This window comes from Xanthobacter sp. DMC12 (assembly GCF_056314105.1).
This window is the reverse complement of sequence record NZ_JBQUYZ010000009.1, coordinates 93,648-111,910: the sequence shown is the minus strand read 5'-3', so window position 1 is coordinate 111,910 and position 18,263 is coordinate 93,648. Positions and strand designations below refer to the sequence as shown.

15 protein-coding genes are annotated in these 18,263 nt (G+C 69.2%); 10 read left to right on the top strand and 5 right to left on the bottom strand.

Annotated elements, in window-relative coordinates; genetic code table 11:
- The first annotated feature begins 75 nt into the window (after window positions 1-75).
- The 3 genes from ACT535_RS24395 to ACT535_RS24385 are packed head-to-tail and all read left to right on the top strand — an operon-like array spanning window position 76 to window position 3,436.
- The gene (locus ACT535_RS24395; protein WP_168462489.1) at window positions 76-1,440 is read left to right on the top strand and encodes a sugar porter family MFS transporter; all 1,365 of its coding nucleotides are present in this window, start codon (window positions 76-78) and stop codon (window positions 1,438-1,440) included.
- Window positions 1,441-1,449: 9 nt separating this feature from the next.
- Entirely contained in the window at window positions 1,450-1,797 is a 348-nt protein-coding gene (locus ACT535_RS24390; protein ID WP_476366336.1) for a hypothetical protein, read from the top strand.
- Complete coding sequence (locus ACT535_RS24385; RefSeq protein WP_476328977.1) at window positions 1,790-3,436, top strand: GMC oxidoreductase; 1,647 nt, start codon at window positions 1,790-1,792, stop codon at window positions 3,434-3,436. Before ACT535_RS24390 ends, ACT535_RS24385 begins: the two co-directional genes overlap by 8 nt.
- Window positions 3,437-3,482: 46 nt before the next feature.
- On the opposite strand, the gene ACT535_RS24380 is transcribed toward ACT535_RS24385, so the two are convergent.
- Window positions 3,483-3,788 carry a hypothetical protein gene (locus ACT535_RS24380; protein WP_476366335.1) on the bottom strand — a complete coding sequence of 102 codons (306 nt, stop codon included), beginning with the start codon at window positions 3,786-3,788 and terminating at the stop codon, window positions 3,483-3,485.
- A gap of 259 nt (window positions 3,789-4,047) precedes the next feature.
- On the opposite strand from ACT535_RS24380, the gene ACT535_RS24375 reads away from it, so the two are divergent.
- Both ACT535_RS24375 and ACT535_RS24370 read left to right on the top strand, forming a co-directional pair.
- On the top strand, window positions 4,048-5,112 hold the full coding sequence (locus ACT535_RS24375) for an NAD(P)-dependent alcohol dehydrogenase (RefSeq protein ID WP_476366383.1): 1,065 nt from the start codon (window positions 4,048-4,050) through the stop codon (window positions 5,110-5,112).
- A 53-nt stretch (window positions 5,113-5,165) separates the two neighbouring features.
- Window positions 5,166-6,734, top strand: coding sequence for a bifunctional aminoglycoside phosphotransferase/ATP-binding protein (locus tag ACT535_RS24370; protein WP_476366334.1), 1,569 nt, complete (start codon window positions 5,166-5,168; stop codon window positions 6,732-6,734).
- Here ACT535_RS24370 and ACT535_RS24365 read toward each other — a convergent pair.
- From ACT535_RS24365 to ACT535_RS24350, 4 genes are all read right to left on the bottom strand, one after another.
- Window positions 6,700-7,107: a hypothetical protein gene (locus ACT535_RS24365; protein WP_476366333.1), complete on the bottom strand. Its 408-nt coding sequence runs from the start codon at window positions 7,105-7,107 to the stop codon at window positions 6,700-6,702. The genes ACT535_RS24370 and ACT535_RS24365 overlap by 35 nt on opposite strands.
- A gap of 92 nt (window positions 7,108-7,199) precedes the next feature.
- Window positions 7,200-8,276, bottom strand: a complete 1,077-nt coding sequence (gene selD, locus ACT535_RS24360) for a selenide, water dikinase SelD (protein ID WP_168462483.1) — start codon at window positions 8,274-8,276, stop codon at window positions 7,200-7,202.
- 109 nt (window positions 8,277-8,385) lie between these two features.
- A complete protein-coding gene (locus ACT535_RS24355) occupies window positions 8,386-9,501 on the bottom strand; it encodes a transglutaminase-like domain-containing protein (RefSeq protein WP_168462482.1) in 1,116 nt (371 codons plus the stop codon).
- The gene (locus ACT535_RS24350) at window positions 9,498-10,100 is read right to left on the bottom strand and encodes a TlpA family protein disulfide reductase (protein ID WP_476366332.1); all 603 of its coding nucleotides are present in this window, start codon (window positions 10,098-10,100) and stop codon (window positions 9,498-9,500) included. Before ACT535_RS24350 ends, ACT535_RS24355 begins: the two co-directional genes overlap by 4 nt.
- 409 nt (window positions 10,101-10,509) lie before the next feature.
- Between ACT535_RS24350 and fdnG the strand changes: the two genes are divergently transcribed.
- From fdnG to selA, 5 genes are all read left to right on the top strand, one after another.
- Entirely contained in the window at window positions 10,510-13,596 is a 3,087-nt protein-coding gene (fdnG, locus tag ACT535_RS24345; protein ID WP_476366331.1) for a formate dehydrogenase-N subunit alpha, read from the top strand.
- A gap of 18 nt (window positions 13,597-13,614) precedes the next feature.
- Window positions 13,615-14,571, top strand: coding sequence for a formate dehydrogenase subunit beta (gene fdxH / locus ACT535_RS24340; protein WP_476328993.1), 957 nt, complete (start codon window positions 13,615-13,617; stop codon window positions 14,569-14,571).
- Window positions 14,568-15,266, top strand: a complete 699-nt coding sequence (locus ACT535_RS24335) for a formate dehydrogenase subunit gamma (protein WP_168462478.1) — start codon at window positions 14,568-14,570, stop codon at window positions 15,264-15,266. The genes fdxH and ACT535_RS24335 overlap by 4 nt, the downstream gene beginning before the upstream one ends.
- 90 nt (window positions 15,267-15,356) lie before the next feature.
- A complete protein-coding gene (fdhE, locus tag ACT535_RS24330; RefSeq protein WP_476366330.1) occupies window positions 15,357-16,286 on the top strand; it encodes a formate dehydrogenase accessory protein FdhE in 930 nt (309 codons plus the stop codon).
- Window positions 16,287-16,294: 8 nt separating this feature from the next.
- Complete coding sequence (gene selA / locus ACT535_RS24325; RefSeq protein WP_476366329.1) at window positions 16,295-17,725, top strand: L-seryl-tRNA(Sec) selenium transferase; 1,431 nt, start codon at window positions 16,295-16,297, stop codon at window positions 17,723-17,725.
- The last annotated feature ends 538 nt before the right edge of the window (window positions 17,726-18,263 follow it).

The window sequence follows — 18,263 nt, the reverse complement described above, 5'->3', positions numbered from 1 at the left end:
GACACCGGGCCTTCACGACACAGGGGCCGCGCCGCCGGGCTGTCCGGCGGGCGGTAAAGCGCGAAGGGAAGCGCCATGATCTATCTGATCGCCGCCATCGCCGGCCTCGCCGGGGCGCTGTTCGGCTTCGACGAGGGCGTGATCGCGGGCGCGCTCGCGCCGCTGCGCCGGGACCTCGGCATCGATCCCGTAGCGGAAGGGATGATGACGGCGGCGGTGCCCTTCGGCGCCTTCATCGGCGCCATCGTCGGCGGGCGGCTCGCCGCCGCCGCGGGACGCCGCAAGCTGCTGCTGTGGTCCGCCATCCTGTTCATCGGCGGAGCGCTCCTGAGCGCGCTGGCACACGGGCTGTGGACCCTGACCCTCGCCCGTCTCGTCATCGGCCTCGCGGTCGGCGTCGCCGCCATGATGGCGCCGCTCTACATCTCGGAGAGCGCGCCGGCCAAGGAGCGCGGCATGCTGGTCTCCATCTACCAGCTCGCCATCACGCTCGGCATCCTCGGCGCCTATGTGGTGGGCTACGCCTTCGACGAGAACTGGCGCTGGATGTTCGCCATGGGCGCTGTCCCGGCGGTGCTGCTGTTCGCCGGCATCTTCTCCCTGTCCGACACGCCCCGCTGGCTCGCCATGCGCGGCCGCAGCGCCGAGGCGAAGGCGGCGCTGGCCCGCATGCGCGAGAAGCCGGAGACCGACCCCACCGTCGCCGCCGAATATGAGGAGATCCGCGCCGCCGCGGCCGCCGACGAGGGCCGCAAGGCGACCTTCGCCGATCTCGTCTCCCCGCGCGTGCGCCCTGCGCTCATCGTCGCCATGGGCCTGTTCCTGCTGCAGCAGCTCTCCGGCATCAACGCGGTGATCTATTACGCGCCCACCGTGTTCGAGCTGTCGGGCTTCAGCTCCACCACCACCCAGATCCTCGCCACCGCGGGCATCGGCGTGGTCAACGTGCTGATGACGGTGGTGGGCATGATGCTCATCGACCGGCTCGGCCGGCGCCTGCTGCTGCTCATCGGCTTTGCGGGAACGGCGGTGTCGCTGGGCGCCATCGCCATCGCCGCCGCCACTGGCAGCCCGTCGCTGGGCGTGCTCGCCCTCGCCGGCCTCGTGCTCTACATCGCCTCCTTCGCCATCGCCATCGGCCCGCTGCCGTGGGTGATGATGTCCGAGGTGTTCCCGCTGGACTGCCGGGCGCTAGGCATGAGCATCGCCTCGCTGGTCAACTGGGGCTTCAACTTCATCGTGGTGTTCAGCTTCCCGGTGCTGGTGGCCGATTTCGGCCTGGCCGGGGTGTTCGGCCTCTATGCCGTGGTGTGCGTCGCCGGCCTTGCCTTCACCCAGTGGCTGGTGCCGGAGACCAACGGCGTGAGCCTGGAAGAGATCGAGCGCCACCTGAGGAGCGGGCGGCCCCTGCGCGAGCTCGGCCGCCTGCGCGCGGCCTGAGGAGACCCCATGAGCGAGACCCCTCCCGACGCCCCCCTCGATTTCGAGGCGCTCGTCGTCGCCCTCCTGCCGCTTGGTCCCTACCACGCGGCGCTGGAACCGATGGTGGGCGACCTCGCCCGCATCGCGGCACTGAACACCCAGCTCAACGCCGCCTTCCGCCGCATCGCCGGACGTGCCGGCTTCCCCGGGGGCGACGTGCGTCGCGAGCACCTCGCCGAGGATGGCGAGGCGGTGGCCACCTTCTTTGAATATGTGCATTTCGCCTCGCCCAGCTTCCTGGGCTCGGTGGGGGAATGGCCGCTGGTCGGCGGGCGGCCGCTGGCCGGAAAGGCTTCGGGAGACGCGCATGGCTAAGGCATCGCACTGCGACGTGATCGTCGTCGGCACCGGCGCCGGCGGCGGCATGCTGGCCTATGAGCTGGCGAAAGCGGGCCTCAACGTGGTCTCGCTGGAACAGGGCGGGCGCCTCGCCGACGACCACTTCAAGCGCGTGGACCCGCCGGGCACCCAGCTCGACTTCGGCATCCGCTCCAACACCGTGTGGCCGGCGGAGCCGCACGACAGCCTGTTCGTCCATCCCTTGTTCGAGAAGGGCGCGGACGGCTCCACCGGCTGGCCGGACAACAACTTCCACCACTACCAGATCCTCGCCGTCAACGGCCTGCAGAACCTCTGGAACGGGGTGAGCGTGCGCTTCTCCGCGCGCGATTTCCGGGACTGGCCGATCTCCTATTCGGACCTCGCCCCCCATTACGAGGCGGTGGAGCGGCGCATCGTCGTCTGCGGCACCGAGGAGCAACTGGAGGAGCTGCCGGACGGCGTCTATGTGCCGCCGAAGCCGCTGCGCCCCGCCGACGTGATGATCGTCGATGCGGTGAACGCGATGGACGAGCCCTATTCGCACGCCATCCCCAACCGCAAGGCCATCGACACCCGGCCGGACAGCCCCAACGCCTGCGTCTCCACCGGCATCTGCACCTCCGGCTGCCCCACCGGCGCGGTCTACAAATTCACCGCCCGGCTGCTGCCGGAGATCGAGAAGCTGCCGAACTACGAGCTGCGCCCCGGCGCCAAGGTGGTGCGGCTGCTGCGCGAGCCCGGCACCAAGCGGGTCATGGGCGTCGAATATCGCGACATGGCCACCGGCGAGGCGCGCGTCCTCACCGCCGATCATGTGGTGCTGGCGGCGGGCGCCATCGAGAGCCCGCGCATCCTGTTCAATTCCGCCGACGATGCCGCCCCCGAGGGCATGGGCAACACCACCGGCCAGCTCGGCCTGCGCCTGCAGGACAATCCCAAGGCCGTGCTCTCCACCTCGCTCTGGAAGCTGTGGGGCAAGGGGCGGGATTTCGACATCGGCTATGGCGACCTGCTCATCCTCATGTCGCGCGGCCGGCTGCCGGACGGGGAGGAATTCCCCTTCATCGGCCATGCCATCCACGGCGTGCCGGACGTGCCGCATTATCTCGCCGGCATGAAGCGCTTTCCGCCCTTCATGAAGGAGCGGCTCGCCCGCTTCATGTTCCATTCCTACGTGACGCTCGGCCTGTTCTGCGCTGGCGAGCCGACCCCCGCCAACCGGGTGCGGCCGGGCGCGACGCGCGACCGCTTCGGCGTGCGCCATGTGGCCGTGGACTTCTCCGCCACGCCGCGCGCGGAAGCCATGATGGAGGCCATGAACGGCTGGGGCCGCCAGGTGCTGCGCCACGCCGGGGCGACCTCCATCTATCCCTCGCGGGACAACACCGGCACCGGCATCCACTATGCCGGCACCACGGCGACCACCGCTGACCCCGAGCGGGGCGTCGTGGACGCGGACCTGAAGCTGCACGACCTCGACAACGTCTATGTCTGCGACGGCGGCGTCATTCCCGTGCTGCCGGACAAGCACCTCACCCTCACCATCATGGCGCTGGCCCACCGCCTCGCCGGCCATCTGGTGGAGAAGGCGCGCAGCGGCGCGACGGTCGAGGGGGAGCGCGCCCTCGCCTGAGGCTGAGAAAGGCGCGGTCAGACGCCGCGCGGGCAGCCGCGCGGCCTCACCCCTCGAGCACGGCCCCGGCCATGATCGCGCCGGCGAAGCCGTTGATGCGGCCGAAGGCGGCGCGGGAGAGGTCTCCTGCCCGCATCACCGCCTCGTGGCAGGCGCCGGGGTCCTGATTGAGGTGCGCCACCAGCGCCGCCGCCAGCTCGCTCTGGCCGATGGCGAGGGTGCGCAGGCCCAGCAGCAGATTGTCGAGATCGGCCCGCGTGAGGGTGAGCCGCAGCGGCGCGTCCTCGGGCAACCCTGTCCAGCGCGCAATGGCCTCCGGCGCAAGCTGCGCCGGCTCGCTGTGATCGGTCATGAAAATCCCCGTCTGAAATCGTCGGCCGGCCCGAAAAGGGCCGCTTCCGTCAGTCTACACTCTGGCCCTCCGGTGCCGAAACCGTGTCGCCCGCGTTGACGGGCATCAATGCCCCGCCGTCACCGGACCAATATTAAAATACCATTGGGCAGCCGCGCATGCGGCCCGACGGAAAGGCAGGAACGCCATGGCCGATACCCTCACCGATCCCCTCTCCCCCGCCGCCTACGTGGAACGCCAGCGCCCCGGCCGCGCCAAGATGAAGGCAGCCGTCTTCGTCGAGAAGAACCGCATCGTGCTGGATGAGAAGCCCATCCCCGATGTCGGCCCGCTGGACGCGCTCATCCGCATCACCACCACCACCATCTGCGGCACCGACGTCCATATCCTCAAGGGTGAGTATCCGGTGGCGAGGGGCCTCACCATCGGCCACGAGCCGGTGGGCATCATCGAGAAGCTGGGCTCTGCCGTGGAGGGCTTCGAGGAAGGCCAGCGCGTCATCGCTGGCGCCATCACGCCGTCCGGCTATTCCAATGCCTGCCTCTGCGGCCAGTGCTCGCAGGACGGCCCGCGCACGAAGCACGGCTTCAAGGCCATGGGCGGCTGGCGCTTCGGCAACACCATCGACGGCGCCCAGGCGGAATATCTCGTGGTGCCCGACGCCATGACCAATCTGTCCCCCGTGCCGGAGACCCTCTCCGACGAACAGGTCCTCATGTGCCCGGACATCATGTCCACCGGCTTTGCCGGCGCCGAGAGCGGCAAGGTGAAGATCGGCGACACGGTGGCGGTGTTCGCGCAGGGGCCCATCGGCCTGTGCGCCACGGCGGGCGCCAAGCTCATGGGCGCGACGCGCATCATCGCGGTGGATCGCGTCGCCGCGCGGCTGGAAATGTCCCGTGCCATGGGCGCCGACCTGGTGGTGGACTTCTCCAAGGTCGATCCGGTGGAGGAAATCCTGCGCCTCACCGACGGGCGAGGCGTGGACGTGGCCATCGAGGCGCTCGGCCGGCAGGAGACCTTCGAGGCGGCGCTGCGCGTGCTGCGGCCCGGCGGCACGCTCTCTTCGCTGGGCGTCTATTCGGGCGACCTGAGGATTCCGCTGGACGCCTTCGCAGCGGGGCTCGGCGACAACGCCATCATCACCTCCCTCTGCCCCGGCGGGAAGGAGCGCATGCGGCGGCTGATGGACGTGGTCGCCTCCGGCCGGGTGGACGCCCGCGCCCTCGTCACCCACCGCTTCAAGCTGGACGAGATCGAGGCCGCCTACGACCTCTTCGCCAACCAGCGCGATGGGGTGCTCAAGGTGGCGATCACGCCGTAAGCTGCGCGCCGCCCCCACCCTGCGGGGCGGCTTCCTTCCGGTGCGAGGCGATCATGACGGCACCGCAACCGCCCCAGAAGACCGCCGGCGACCATGTGGTCGCCGATCAGGGCGCCGTCTTCGCCCTCCTGGCCGATCCCGCGACCCATGGGCTTGCGGAGAAAATCGTCCGCATCGACACCCACGGCGCCGCCGTCTTCCTAGCCGGGCCGTTCGCCTACAAGGTGAAGCGCGCGGTCTTCTTCCCCTTCATGGATTTCTCGACGCTGGAGAAGCGCCGCGCCGCCTGCGCCGCCGAGGTGGAGATATCGGGCGCGGGCGCGCCGGGCCTTTATCTCGACGTGGTGCCCATCGTGCGCACCGCCCATGGCCTCGCACTCGGTGGGGACGGCGGGGCGGTGGACTATGCGGTGAAGATGCGCCGCTTCGATACCGACCTCACCCTCGACCGCATCGCCGGTCGCGGCGGCCTCACGCCCGAGCTGGTCAAGGCCGTCGCGGCCATGGTGGTCAACGCCCACGCCGCCGCGCCCGAGCGCCGGGGCTTCGACACGGCCGGCGCGCTCTCCACTTATCTCGAAGACAACATCGCCGAATTCTCCGCCCGGCCGGACCTCTTCCCGCCGGATGACGTAGCGCGGCTCGCCGAGGCCTCTCGCGCGGCGCTGGCGCGGGTGCGGCCGCTGCTGGCGGCGCGGTCGCAGGCCGGCTTCGTCCGCCGCTGCCATGGCGACATGCACCTGCGCAACATCGTGCGCCTCGATGGCAGGCCGGTGCTGTTCGACGCCATCGAGTTCAACGACGCCATCGCCACCTGCGATGTCCTTTACGACCTCGCCTTCCTGCTCATGGACCTCTGGCAGCGCGGCCTGCGGGATGAGGCCAATGCCATCTTCAACCGCTACCTTTGGGCCAGCGACGACGCCCACATCGAAGGCCTCGCCGCCCTTCCGCTCTTCCTCAGCCTGCGCGCGGGCATCCGGGCGAAGGTGGAGGCGGCGGGGTTCACGCATCTCAAGGGCGACGAGCGAACGGAGGCGGAGGGGCGGGTCGCCCATTTCTTCCGGGAAACGCTGGCCCTCCTCGGCGGCACGCGACCCATCCAGCCCACGCTCTTCGCCGTGGGCGGGCTGTCGGGCAGTGGCAAGAGCACGTGGGCGGCGAAGGCGGCGGCGGGCCTCGGCACGCGGGCGCCCGGCGCGGTCATCGTGCGGTCAGATATCGAGCGCAAGCGCCTGTTCAACGTGGCGGAAACGGAAAAGCTGCCTCCGGAAGCCTATGCGGCCGAAGTGAGCCCGCGCGTCTATGAGCGGCTTCGGGCGCTCGCGCGGCGGGTCCTCGGCAGCGGATATTCGGTCATTGTGGATGCCGTCCATGCGCGCCCGGAGGAGCGGGACGCCATCGAGCAGGTGGCCAGGGACGCCGCCGTGCCGTTCGCCGGCATCTGGCTCGACGTACCGACGGAAGAATTGGTGCGGCGGGTGAGCGCCCGCACGGGCGATGCGTCAGACGCGGACGCCCCCGTGGTGCGCCACCAACTCGGCTACGACCTCGGCGAAATCCGCTGGATGAGGCAGGAGCCGCGCGTCAGCACTTCCCCTGCGGCTCCGGCTTCGGATTGACGCCAGAGACCGTGTCCGGCTGGCGGGTGGGCGATGCCGGCGTGCCGGCGTGGGGCGTGAGGCCGGTATAGGAGCCGCCGGTGCCGCCGCTCCAGGCGGTGGAGCCTTCGCTACCGGGCTTGGTGCCGGAATCCGGCCCGTGCGCGGGGGGCGTTGCAGCGGTGTGGGGTGGCTCCTCACAGGCGCCGGTCTGCGCCGCAGGCGCGGCAGTCTGGGCCGAGGCCGGGGCGGGGACGCCGGAGGCCAGAAGAAACATGATGCCGCCGACGATGGCCGTGGCGCAGATGCGCGCCGTGCGGGGGGACGGCAGCACGACGGGAGACGGGCGCCGGGGCGCCGCCGAATAGGCGTTCAAGGCGTCGGAATAGGGCATGTCCGTTCTCCTTCCGCCGGGAGAACGACCTGCCACGCCGCATGGTTCCTCGATTCTTGCGCCGGCAACCCGTCGCGGCTCCGCTGGTCGCCTCAGTCGGCGATGCGCACCCGCCCCGGCCCGGCCTCCACGCGGCCGATGCGCGCTGCCGCCGGATAGCCCGCCGCGCGGATGACGGCGCGGAGCCGGTCGGCCTCTTCCGGCGCGCAGGCCACCAGCAGGCCGCCGGAGGTCTGCGGATCGGTGAGGAGGTGGCGCTGCCAGTCGGGCGTGCCTTCGGGAAGATCCACCTCGGCGCCGTAGCTCGCCCAATTGCGGTGCGAGGCGCCGGTGACGAAGCCCCGCTGCACCAGCGCCTCCGCCTCCGAGAGCCAGGGCAGCGCGGCGCGCTCGATCACCAGCGTCGCGCCCGAGCCGCGCGCCATCTCCAGCCCGTGACCGAGAATGCCGAAACCTGTCACGTCGGTCATGGCGCTCACCGCCGCTTCCTTGCCGAGGGCCGCGCCGACACGGTTCAGCTTCGTCACCGAGGCGATCATCTCGTCATAGGCGGCGGCGGAGAGCGCCTCCTTCTTGAAGGCGGCGGAATAGACGCCGACGCCCAGCGCCTTGGTGAGGATGAGCGCATCCCCCACGCGCGCCGTGGAATTGCGGCGCAGCCGCGCCTTGGGCGCCCGGCCGATGACCGCGAGGCCATAGACCGGCTCCGGGCAATCGATGGAATGGCCGCCGGCCACCGGAATGCCGGCCTCGGCGCAGATGGCCTGCCCGCCGGCGAGGATGGCGCGCACGGTGGCGGTGTCGATCTTGCCGAGCGGCATGCCGAGGATGGCAAGGGCCATCAGCGGCTCGCCGCCCATGGCGTAGACGTCCGAGATGGCGTTGGTGGCGGCGATGCGGCCGAAATGGTCGGGATCGTCCACCATGGGCATGAAGAAGTCGGTGGTGGCGATGATGGCCGTCTCGCCGTCGAGATCGTAGGCCGCCGCGTCATCCCCCGTCTCGGTGCCCACCAGCAGCCGCTCGAACGGCCCGCCGGGCGCCTGCCCCGCCAGCAATTCCTGCAGCACGGACGGCGCGAGCTTGCAGCCGCAGCCGCCGCCATGGGCGAGGCTGGTGAGGCGCACCGGCGCGGGCTGAGCGGGAGAAGCGTGGGGCACGTCGAGCATGGGATGGGTTCTCGAAGAAGGAGATCGGCCGCGGGGCCGGAAACAATGTCCCCGCCGGGCGGCGCTGAGCGCCGCCACGGCGAGGACCACGCCCTGACCGGCGTCTGGGTCACACCGCGATTTCAGCGGCGCGAATGGTGTATTTGAAATTGTCCGGGTCGAGGCAGTCGAGCAGGCCGCCGGCGCTGACGGCCTGCGGATACATCAGGAAGCCGAGATGCGGCCCGTCGAAGCCGGGCAGCGCCACGTCGTGCGCCGTGTTGTAGGCGAACCAGTTGCCCTCCCACGATCCGAACAGCGCCTTGCGCGCGGCGACCACCTTGGGATCGTCGATGGCGAGCTTGCCCGGGGGCTCCTCCAGCACCACCTTGCGCACGTCGGCGGGGTCCATGGGGGTCCAGCCGAACTCGGAGAGGAACACCTCGGCCCGGCAGTGCTGCGCCTTGGTGACGATCTCGGAATTGGCGCCGAGGCTCTTGTAGCCGAAGCGCGAGGGCACCACGCGCAGGCCGTAGACGTCGCGGGCCGGGATGCCCTGGGCCCGCACGAGGCCGACGAACAAGGCGTTGAGGTCCGCGCACTTGCCGCCGAGATCGCCGCTCTTCAGCAGCGCCGCGATATCACCGATGCCGCAGCCGCGGGTGGCGGGGTTGCGATAGGTGTTCTCGACGATCCACTGGAAGATCGCGCCCACCTTCTCCAGCTCGGTGGCCTTGCCGGCGACGATCTTGTCGGACGTCGCCTTCACGATGCCGTCGGTGGGGATGAGGTCGGTGGCCTCGGTGTTGCGGCGACGATCGTCGGCGGAAAGCGGGGTGGGCTTGCCGGGCTTCGTGAGGTCCACGGCGAAGTCGCGGGTGGTGGCGCGGCTGATGAGTTCCACCTTCGGCGCGGGCTCTCCCTCGGCCCAGGCGACATGCAGCATGTCGGCGCCCGAGCGGGCGTCGCGCACGATCTTGGCGCTCTTGGCATTGGTGGTCCAGCTGTTCTCGCCGGGCTTGAACCAGTCTGGATTGGAGAAGGAGGCCACCGGTAGCCAGGCCTGCACCGTGCCCGCCGGCTTCAGGATCTCCACCGTGGTGGTGATCTGGAAGCTGCGCCAATTGCCCACCGTGGGGGCGAACACGCGCGTCTCGGGAGCCGCCTGCGCGAAGGCCGCGCGGGGCAGGATGGCGGCAGCGCCGGCGAGCGCGCCGGCCTTCAGAAGATCGCGACGGGTGGTCATCGGGTCTGTTCTCCCTGGAACTCTTTCGGCTGGGTTCTTGTGGAGGCCCCCGCCGCGGCCGTGATCGCGGCGGGGGTTTCGGGATCGGCCCAGTCCACTTCGCCCTCATGGGCGAGCGCGAGACGGCCGGAGATCACGACGAAGCTCGCCGGCAGGAGGCTGACGCCCCAGCCCCGCGCCGCTGCGCGGTTCTGGTCGAGCAGGACCGGGCCGGGCGCGGCGCCGGCGCTTCCCTCGGCGAAGAAGCGGCGGATGCGGTCGGCGGGCTCGGCCACGTCCACCAGCAGCACGCGCACGCCGCTCAAGCGGGCGAAACCGGCGAGGGCGGGAAGCTCGGTGCGGCAGGGCGCGCACCAGGTGGCAAAGAAATGCACGATGGTCGGCGGCGCGTCCGCGGCGAGGCTCACCACCCCGCCGTCGAGCGAATCGAGGGCGAGCGCGGGAGCGGGCGGCCAGCCCTCGACGGTCGCCAGCAGCCCCGGCGGGGCGCGCTCCTCCTCCGCCGCAGGTGCGGCGCACAGGGGGGTGGCCACCAGAACGAGGGCGAGCGCCAGCGCCCCGCGCGCCGGGCATGGCACGACGGACCCGAGGCGCCGCATGCGATGCAGCGGCGCGGGAAGTCCTGTATCCGGATGGATAGATTGTGCGCCCCGTCCCGCGGGAGCCGATCCGACCTTCACGCGGGCACTCTGCGTCAGGGGCACGAGCGCGGTCAACGCTCCTTTCCGTGATGTCAGCCCCGCTTCGGCAGCGCACAATCAAGCTGAGCCGCAAACCCATATTCCGTTACGGAATGAGCGGTAGCATGGAAACGGCGCCTTCGGCATCGCAACATGCGACAACAAGGCGATTTTCGTTCAAACACGCGGAGTTGCGCGGGCCTAAATTGACATCATTCCAGTTCCAAAATACCGTCCGCTCACGCTGGGTGATCCAGCCCCCGGAGCGGCCCGAAGGCCGCCCGAAACCGTCCCCGGTCGGGGCACGAAAGGTCGGAGGTTTCCTTCGATGAACATGGAGCTCTCGCGGCGCCAGTTTTTGAAAACGGCGGGCGCGGGCGTGGCGGGAACGACGCTGGGCGCGTTGGGATTCGGTCCCATCGAGGAGGCCCTGGCCTCCTCCATCAAGCCCTTCCGCCTCGTCAACACCACCGAGGTGCGCAACACCTGCACCTACTGCTCGGTGGCCTGCGGCATCCTCATCTTCTCCAAGGGCAATCTCGCCAAGGGCGAGAAGGCGGACATCACCCATATCGAGGGTGACACCGACCACCCCACCAACCGTGGCACGCTCTGCCCGAAGGGCGCGGCCCTGCTCGACATCGTGAAGTCCGAGCAGCGCCTCAAGCAGCCCATGATCCGGCGCGCGGGCTCCGACAAGTTCGAGAAGATTTCCTGGGACGAGGCGCTCGACAAGATCGCCAAGGCCATGAAGGCGGACCGCGACGCCAACTTCATCGCCAAGAACCAGGACGGCGTGACGGTGAACCGCTGGCTCACCACCGGCTTCCTCGCCGCCTCCGCCACCACCAACGAAACCGCGTTCGCCACCTACAAGGTGGTGCGCTCAACCGGAATTCTGACTTTCGACAATCAGGCGCGCGTCTGACACGGCCCCACGGTGTCCAGTTTGGGCCCAACTTTTGGCCGTGGCGCGATGACCAATTCGTGGACCGATATCAAGAACACGGATCTGGTCGTCATCATGGGCGGCAATGCCGCCGAAGCGCACCCGTGCGGATTTAAGTGGGTCACGGAGGCGAAGGCCACCCGTGGCGCCAAGCTCGTTGTCGTGGACCCGCGCTTCACGCGCTCGGCCGCGGTGGCGGACTATTACGCCCCGATCCGGCAAGGCACCGACATCGCCTTCCTGCTGGGCGTCATCAACTACCTGATCCAGAACGACAAGATTCAGTGGGACTATGTGAAGGCGTTCACCAACGTCGGCTACATCGTCAAGGAAGGCTTCGGGTACCAGGACGGCCTGTTCACGGGCTATGACGAGATGAAGCGGGACTACAACCGCTCCACCTGGGACTACGAGATCGGCCCGGACGGCTATGCGGTCGTGGACGACACGCTCCAGCATCCCCGCTGCGTCTTCAACCTTCTGAAGCAGCACGTTTCCGTCTACACGCCGGAGATGGTCGAGCGCATCACGGGCACGCCCAAGGACAAGTTCCTGAAGGTGGCGTCCATGATGGCGGAGTGTTCGTCGCCCACCAAGACGATGACCTCCATGTACGCGCTCGGCTGGACCCAGCATTCCAAGGGCTCGCAGAACATCCGCTGCATGGCGATGATCCAGCTGCTCCTGGGCAATATCGGCGTGCGCGGCGGCGGCATGAACGCCCTGCGCGGGCATTCCAACATCCAGGGCCTCACCGACATCGGCCTGATGTCCAACCTGATCCCGGGCTATCTCACGATCCCGACGGAGAAGGAGCCGGACTTCAACGCCTACATGTCGACGCGCGGTTTCAAGCCGTTGCGTCCCAACCAGATGAGTTACTGGCAGAACTACAAGAAGTTCTTCGTGTCGTTCCAGAAGGCCATGTGGGGTGCGTCGGCGACGGCGGACAACAACTGGGCCTACGACTACCTGCCGAAGCTCGACGTGCCGTCTTACGACATCCTGCGCGCGTTCGAGATGATGAAGCAGGGGAAGATGAACATCTACTTCTGCCAGGGCTTCAACCCGCTGCAGGCCTTCCCCAACAAGGCCAAGCTCGCGGAGGCGCTCGGCAAGCTCAAGCTCCTCGTGATCATGGATCCGCTGGAGACCGAGACCGCGCGCTTCTGGGAGAACCACGGCGTCTACAACCAGGCCGATCCGTCGAAGATCCAGACGGAAGTCATCCAGCTGCCCACCACCTGCTTCGCCGAGGACAACGGCTCGCTGGTGAATTCGGGCCGCTGGCTGCAATGGCACTGGGCCGCCGGGACCCCTCCGGGCGAGGCCAAGACGGACATCTACATCATGGCGCAGATCCATCTGCGCCTGAAGGAGATGTACAAGAAGGACGGCGGCGCCTTCCCCGATCCCATCGTCAACCTGACGTGGAACTACAAGGACCCGCACGAGCCCTCGCCCGACGAGCTTGCGAAAGAGCTCAACGGCTATGTGGTCTCGGACGTGCTCGACCCCAACGACCCCACCAAGAAGGTCCTTGAGGCGGGCAAGCAGGTCCCGACGTTCGGCGTGCTGCGCGACGACGGCACCACCGCGGCGGGCTGCTGGATCTATTCCGGCTGCTACACCGAGGCGGGCAACATGATGGCGCGCCGGGACAATTCCGATCCCGACGACACCGGCGCGTATCTGAAGTGGTCGTTCGCCTGGCCGGCGAACCGCCGCATCATCTACAACCGCGCGTCCGCCAACATCGACGGCAAGCCTTGGGACGACACCCGCAAGCTGATCTGGTGGGACGGGGCGAAATGGACGGGCTACGACGTGCCCGACATCGCCCCCACCGCCAAGCCGCAGGATGTGGGCCCGTTCATCATGAACCCGGAAGGCGTCTCCCGCCTGTTCACCCGGGGCATGATGCGGGACGGACCGTTCCCGGTGCATTACGAGCCGTTCGAGAGCCCGGTCGCCAACCTGATCGCCCCCAAGGTGCGGGGCAACCCGGTGGCGCGCGTGTTCAAGGACGACTTCGCCCAGTTCGCGGACGTGGCGTCGAAGGAGTTCCCCTATGCGGCGACCTCCTACCGGCTCACCGAGCACTTCCACTACTGGACGAAGAACAACCACGTGAATTCGGTGCTCCAGCCCGAGTTCTTCGTGGAGATCTCCGAGCAACTGGCGAAGGAGAAGTCGATCCAGAACGCCGGCTGGGTCCGCGTGTGGTCGAAGCGGGGCTCCGTCTTCGCCAAGGCCTACGTGACCAAGCGCATCCGTCCCCTGATGGTGGACGGCAAGCCCATCCACGTCGTCGGCATCCCCATCCACTGGGGCTTCGTCGGCGCCGCCAAGAAGGGCTTCCCGGCCAACGTGCTCACCCCGTTCGTGGGTGACGCGAACATCGAGACGCCGGAGTTCAAGGCGTTCCTCGTCAACATCGAGCCCTCCACCGGGCCGGTGGCGTAAGGAAAAGGAGAACCAGCCATGTTTCCTCCGATTCCGAACCCCACCACCGCCCCCGTGGCGCCCAAGCTGAGCGATGCGGACCTCGTCCGCCGCTCGGCCTCCGGTTCCCCCTCGCAGGTCGAGTTCAAGGAGCCGGTGGCCAAGCTCATCGACGTGTCGAAGTGCATCGGCTGCAAGGCCTGCCAGGCGGCGTGCCTCGAATGGAACGAGCTCCATGAGGAGATCGGCACCTTCAACGGCACCTACACCAACCCGCCGGACCTGACGCCCGCTTCGTTCACGCTCATGCGCTTCACCGAGTGGGTGAACCCCGAGACGGACAATCTCGAATGGCTCATCCGCAAGGACGGCTGCATGCATTGCGCCGATCCGGGCTGCCTGAAGGCCTGCCCGGCGCCCGGCGCCATCGTGCAGTATTCCAACGGCATCGTGGACTTCGACCACGCCAAGTGCATCGGCTGCGGCTATTGCGTGAAGGGCTGCCCCTTCAACATCCCGCGCATCTCGCAGGTCGATCACAAGGCCTACAAGTGCACGCTGTGCTCGGACCGCGTGGCGGTCGGCCAGGGTCCCGCCTGCCAGAAGGCATGCCCGACCCAGGCCATCGTCTTCGGCACCAAGACGCAGATGAAGCAGTGGGCCGAGGGCCGCATCAAGGATCTGAAGTCCCGCGGCTACAAGAATGCGGGCCTCTACGATCCGCCCGGCGTGGGCGGCACGCACGTGATGTACGTGCTGCAGCACGCCGACAAGCCCTCGATCTATGCGGGCCTGCCGGACAATCCGCGCATCAGCCCCATCGTCGAGGCGTGGAAGGGTGTGACCAAGTATGTGGGCCTCGGCGTCATGGGCTTCGCCGCCCTCGCCGGCGCGCTGCATTACCTCGTCAACGGCGCCAACAAGGTGTCGCCGGAAGACGAGGCGAACGCCGAGAAGCTGGCGGCTGAGAAGCTGTCGTCCGGAGGCCGCTCATGAGCGCACCCTACGATCTGGAGAAAGGCGACGCGGTTCATCCGGGTCGCCCGGTGCAGGTGGACCGCTACACGGTGGGCGCCCGCATCAACCACTGGGTGACGGCCATCAGCCTGATCCTGCTGGCCATTTCCGGCCTCGCCCTGTTCCACCCCAGCCTCTATTTCCTCACCGGCCTGTTCGGCGGCGGGCAGATGACGCGCACCATCCATCCCTGGATCGGCGTCGTGCTCTTCTTCTCCTTCGCCGGCATGTTCCTGCGCTTCTGGAAGGCCAACCTCTGGAAGAGCGAGGACGGCACCTGGATGCGCCGCATCCGCGATGTCATCGCCGGCCATGAGGAGAAGCTGCCGGAGCTCGGCAAGTACAATGCCGGGCAGAAGATGGTGTTCTGGGGCATGAGCCTGCTCATCGCGGTGCTCATCACCTCAGGTGTGGTGATCTGGCAGGTCTATTTCGCCTCCTACACCACCATCGAGCAGCAGCGCATCGCGCTTCTGGTGCATGCGCTGGCTGCGGTGGCGATCATCTGCGTGTGGATCGTCCACGTATACGCTGCCATCTGGGTCAAGGGCACCATCAGCGCCATGACCCGTGGACAGGTGACGGGCGGCTGGGCGTGGCGGCACCACAGGAAGTGGTTCCGCGAGCTGGTCGGCTCCCGCAAGTCGGGCACCCGCGGGACTCCCGCGGAATAGGTCTTGGCTCTATAATGGCCTCCCGGCCGCCGCGTGCGACCGGGAGGTTCATGCCCGTCCACGTGACCCGTGAGGTTCGTGAGGTCCATCATGTCGCGTACCTTCGGCCCCGCGTCGGCGCCCATTCCCGATCCCTCCGTGCTGGAGGGCGTGACGGCCCCGACCTTCGCCTATTTGCCGGACCCCTCGACCCTGTTCGCGCGCCGCGCCGCGCGCTTCCGGCATCTGGCGCAGAACCATCCCCTTTCGCCCTATCTCACCTTCCTCGCCGGCCTCAGCGAGGCGCAGCACGCCGCCGTCGCCGCGACGCCAGCGCCCGAGCCGGTGGAGGCCGCCCAGGTCGAGCGCGCCCGCGCAAACGAGATGCCGCCCCTCGACCGCAGCCATTTCACCCCCGACGCCGCCTTCGACACCCTGTTCGAGCGCGCGCTGGCCGAGGCGACCAAGATCGAGCAGCCGGAAGCCGCCCGCACCGCGCTGGAGCGGGTGCGCATGGCCTCCGACGTGGCGCGCGGCGAGATGATCCGCAACGTGCTCGCCTCCTCCATCCCGGAGGAGGCGCTGGCCGAGCACCTCTATGTGGCGGCGGCGCTGGAAGCCCATTTCGCCCGCCTCGCCTCGGAGCTTGAAGCCACAAGGCTCGTGCCGGTGGGCGATGGCGTATGCCCCACCTGCGGCGGGCCGCCGGTGGGCAGCCTCATCGTCAACTGGCCGACCTCCCACGGTGCGCGCTATTGCGCCTGCGCCCTGTGCGGCACGCTGTGGAATTTCGTGCGGGTGCGCTGCACCGCCTGCGGCTCCACCGCCGGCATCGGCTATCAGGAGGTGGAGGGCGGCAATGGCGCGGTGAAAGCCGAGACCTGCGACACCTGCCACGCCTATTCCAAGGTGTTCTATCTCGCGCAGGACGACGGCCTCGATCCCGTCGCCGACGACGTGGCGAGCCTCGCCCTCGACATCAAGCAGAAGGACGGCCCCTACCGGCGCGCCGCCTTCAATCCCTTCCTCCTCGGCTATTGAGGCCCGGGATGACGAACGCCCCGGCGGCCCTCGCCCCCGCCCCGCCTTTGCGCCTGCTCCCCTCGGTGGACCAGGTGCTGAAGGCGGAGGCCGCCCGCGCCGCGGTGGAACGGCACGGCCGGCAGGCGGCGACGCAGGCGGTGCGCGACGCCCTCGACGAGCGCCGCGCCGCGCTCAGGGCCGGCGCTGGAGCCCCCGCGACGCCCGAGGAGATCGCCGCCGCCGCCCTCGCCCGTCTCGATGCCGCCGCCGCGCCCAGCCTGAAGCCGGTGTTCAACCTCACCGGCACGGTGCTCCACACCAATCTCGGTCGCGCCATCTTCGCGGAGGAGGCCATCGAGGCCGCCACCCGCGCCATGCGCAACGCCGTGTCGCTGGAATACGACCTCGACGGCGGCCGCCGCGGCGAGCGCGACGACCATGTGCGCGGCCTCATCTGCGAACTCACCGGCGCGGAGGACGCGACGCTGGTCAACAACAACGCCGCCGCCGTCCTCATCGTGCTGAACACCCTGTCGCCGGGAAAGCCTGCCCTGGTCTCGCGGGGCGAGCTGATCGAGATCGGCGGCGCCTTCCGCATGCCGGAGATCATGCGCCGGGCCGGCGCGGAACTGGCGGAAGTGGGCACCACCAACCGCACCCACCCGCGCGACTATCGCGACGCCATCGCCCCCGAGACGGGGGTGATCCTGAAGGTCCACACCTCCAACTACCGCATCGAGGGCTTCACCGCCGAGGTGCCGCCCCGCGACCTCGCCGAGATCGCCCGCGCCGGCGGCGTGCCGCTGGTGAACGACCTCGGCTCCGGCACGCTCGCCGACCTCTCCCGCTACGGCCTCGTCCATGAGCCCACCGTGCGGGAGGCGCTGGCGGAGGGCGCGGACATCGTGACCTTCTCCGGCGACAAGCTGCTCGGCGGCCCGCAGGCCGGCTTCATCGTCGGGCGGCGCGATCTCATCGCCCGCATCAACAAGAACCCCATGAAGCGGGCGCTGCGGGTGGACAAGGTGCGCCTCGCCGCCATCGAGGCGACGCTGCGGCTCTACCGCGATCCGGACCGCCTCGCGTCCCGCCTTCCCACACTTCGTTACCTCACACGCGCGCGCGAGGATCTCGCCGCCCAAGCTGCCCGGCTGGTGCCGCACTTCGCGCGCACCCTCGGTGATCGCTTCACCGTGGAGAGCGTGCCCTGCCGCAGCCAGATCGGCTCCGGCGCGCTGCCGCTGGAGACGCTGGAGGGCGTGGGCCTTGCCATCCGCGCCCGCGACGGCAGCGGCGGCGCCATCGGCCGGCTCGCCGATGCGCTGCGCCGCCTGCCGGTTCCGGTCATCGGACGGATTGACGATCAGGCGCTGGTGCTGGATGTGAGATGCCTTGAGGACGAAGCGGCGCTTGTCGCGTCCGTGACCGCTTTGGAGGGGGCACATGAGCTGGCTTGACCGACTGAAGGGCAAGGGCGGGGGACCGGAAGACCCGGAAGGCCCGACCGACGCGCCGCAGGATCGCCCCGTTCAAGATCGCACGCCGCCCCGCCCCCCGCACGTCCATCCGCCCATGCCCCGGCTGCAACGGGCCAGCGAGCGCCGCCCGCCGAGCGAGGCCGAGGTGGACCTCGACGCCCTGCTCGGCGACATCGCGAGCGGCCTTGCGCCCACGCGCCCCGCCGCCCCGGAGGAGCGCCCCGCCGCCCCCGCGCCGCGCCGCCCCCGCCTCGGCGAGCGCATCTGGGAGGAGAACCCTTTCGCCCCCGTCTCCGAGCCGGAGCCGGCCGCGCCCGCCGTTGCGCCGCCTGTCGTCACGTCGCCCGCGCGCGAGCCGGAGGCCCCGGCGGTGGAGCTGAATTTCGAGGAGATCGTGTTCGCCCGCGCGCCGAGCACGCCGGCGGAAGAGCCGTCGCCGCCCGCCTTCGAGGCCCCCGCGCCCGAACCCGCGCCGCATGTGACGGCACCTCAGGTCGCGGCACCCGAGGTTTCGGCA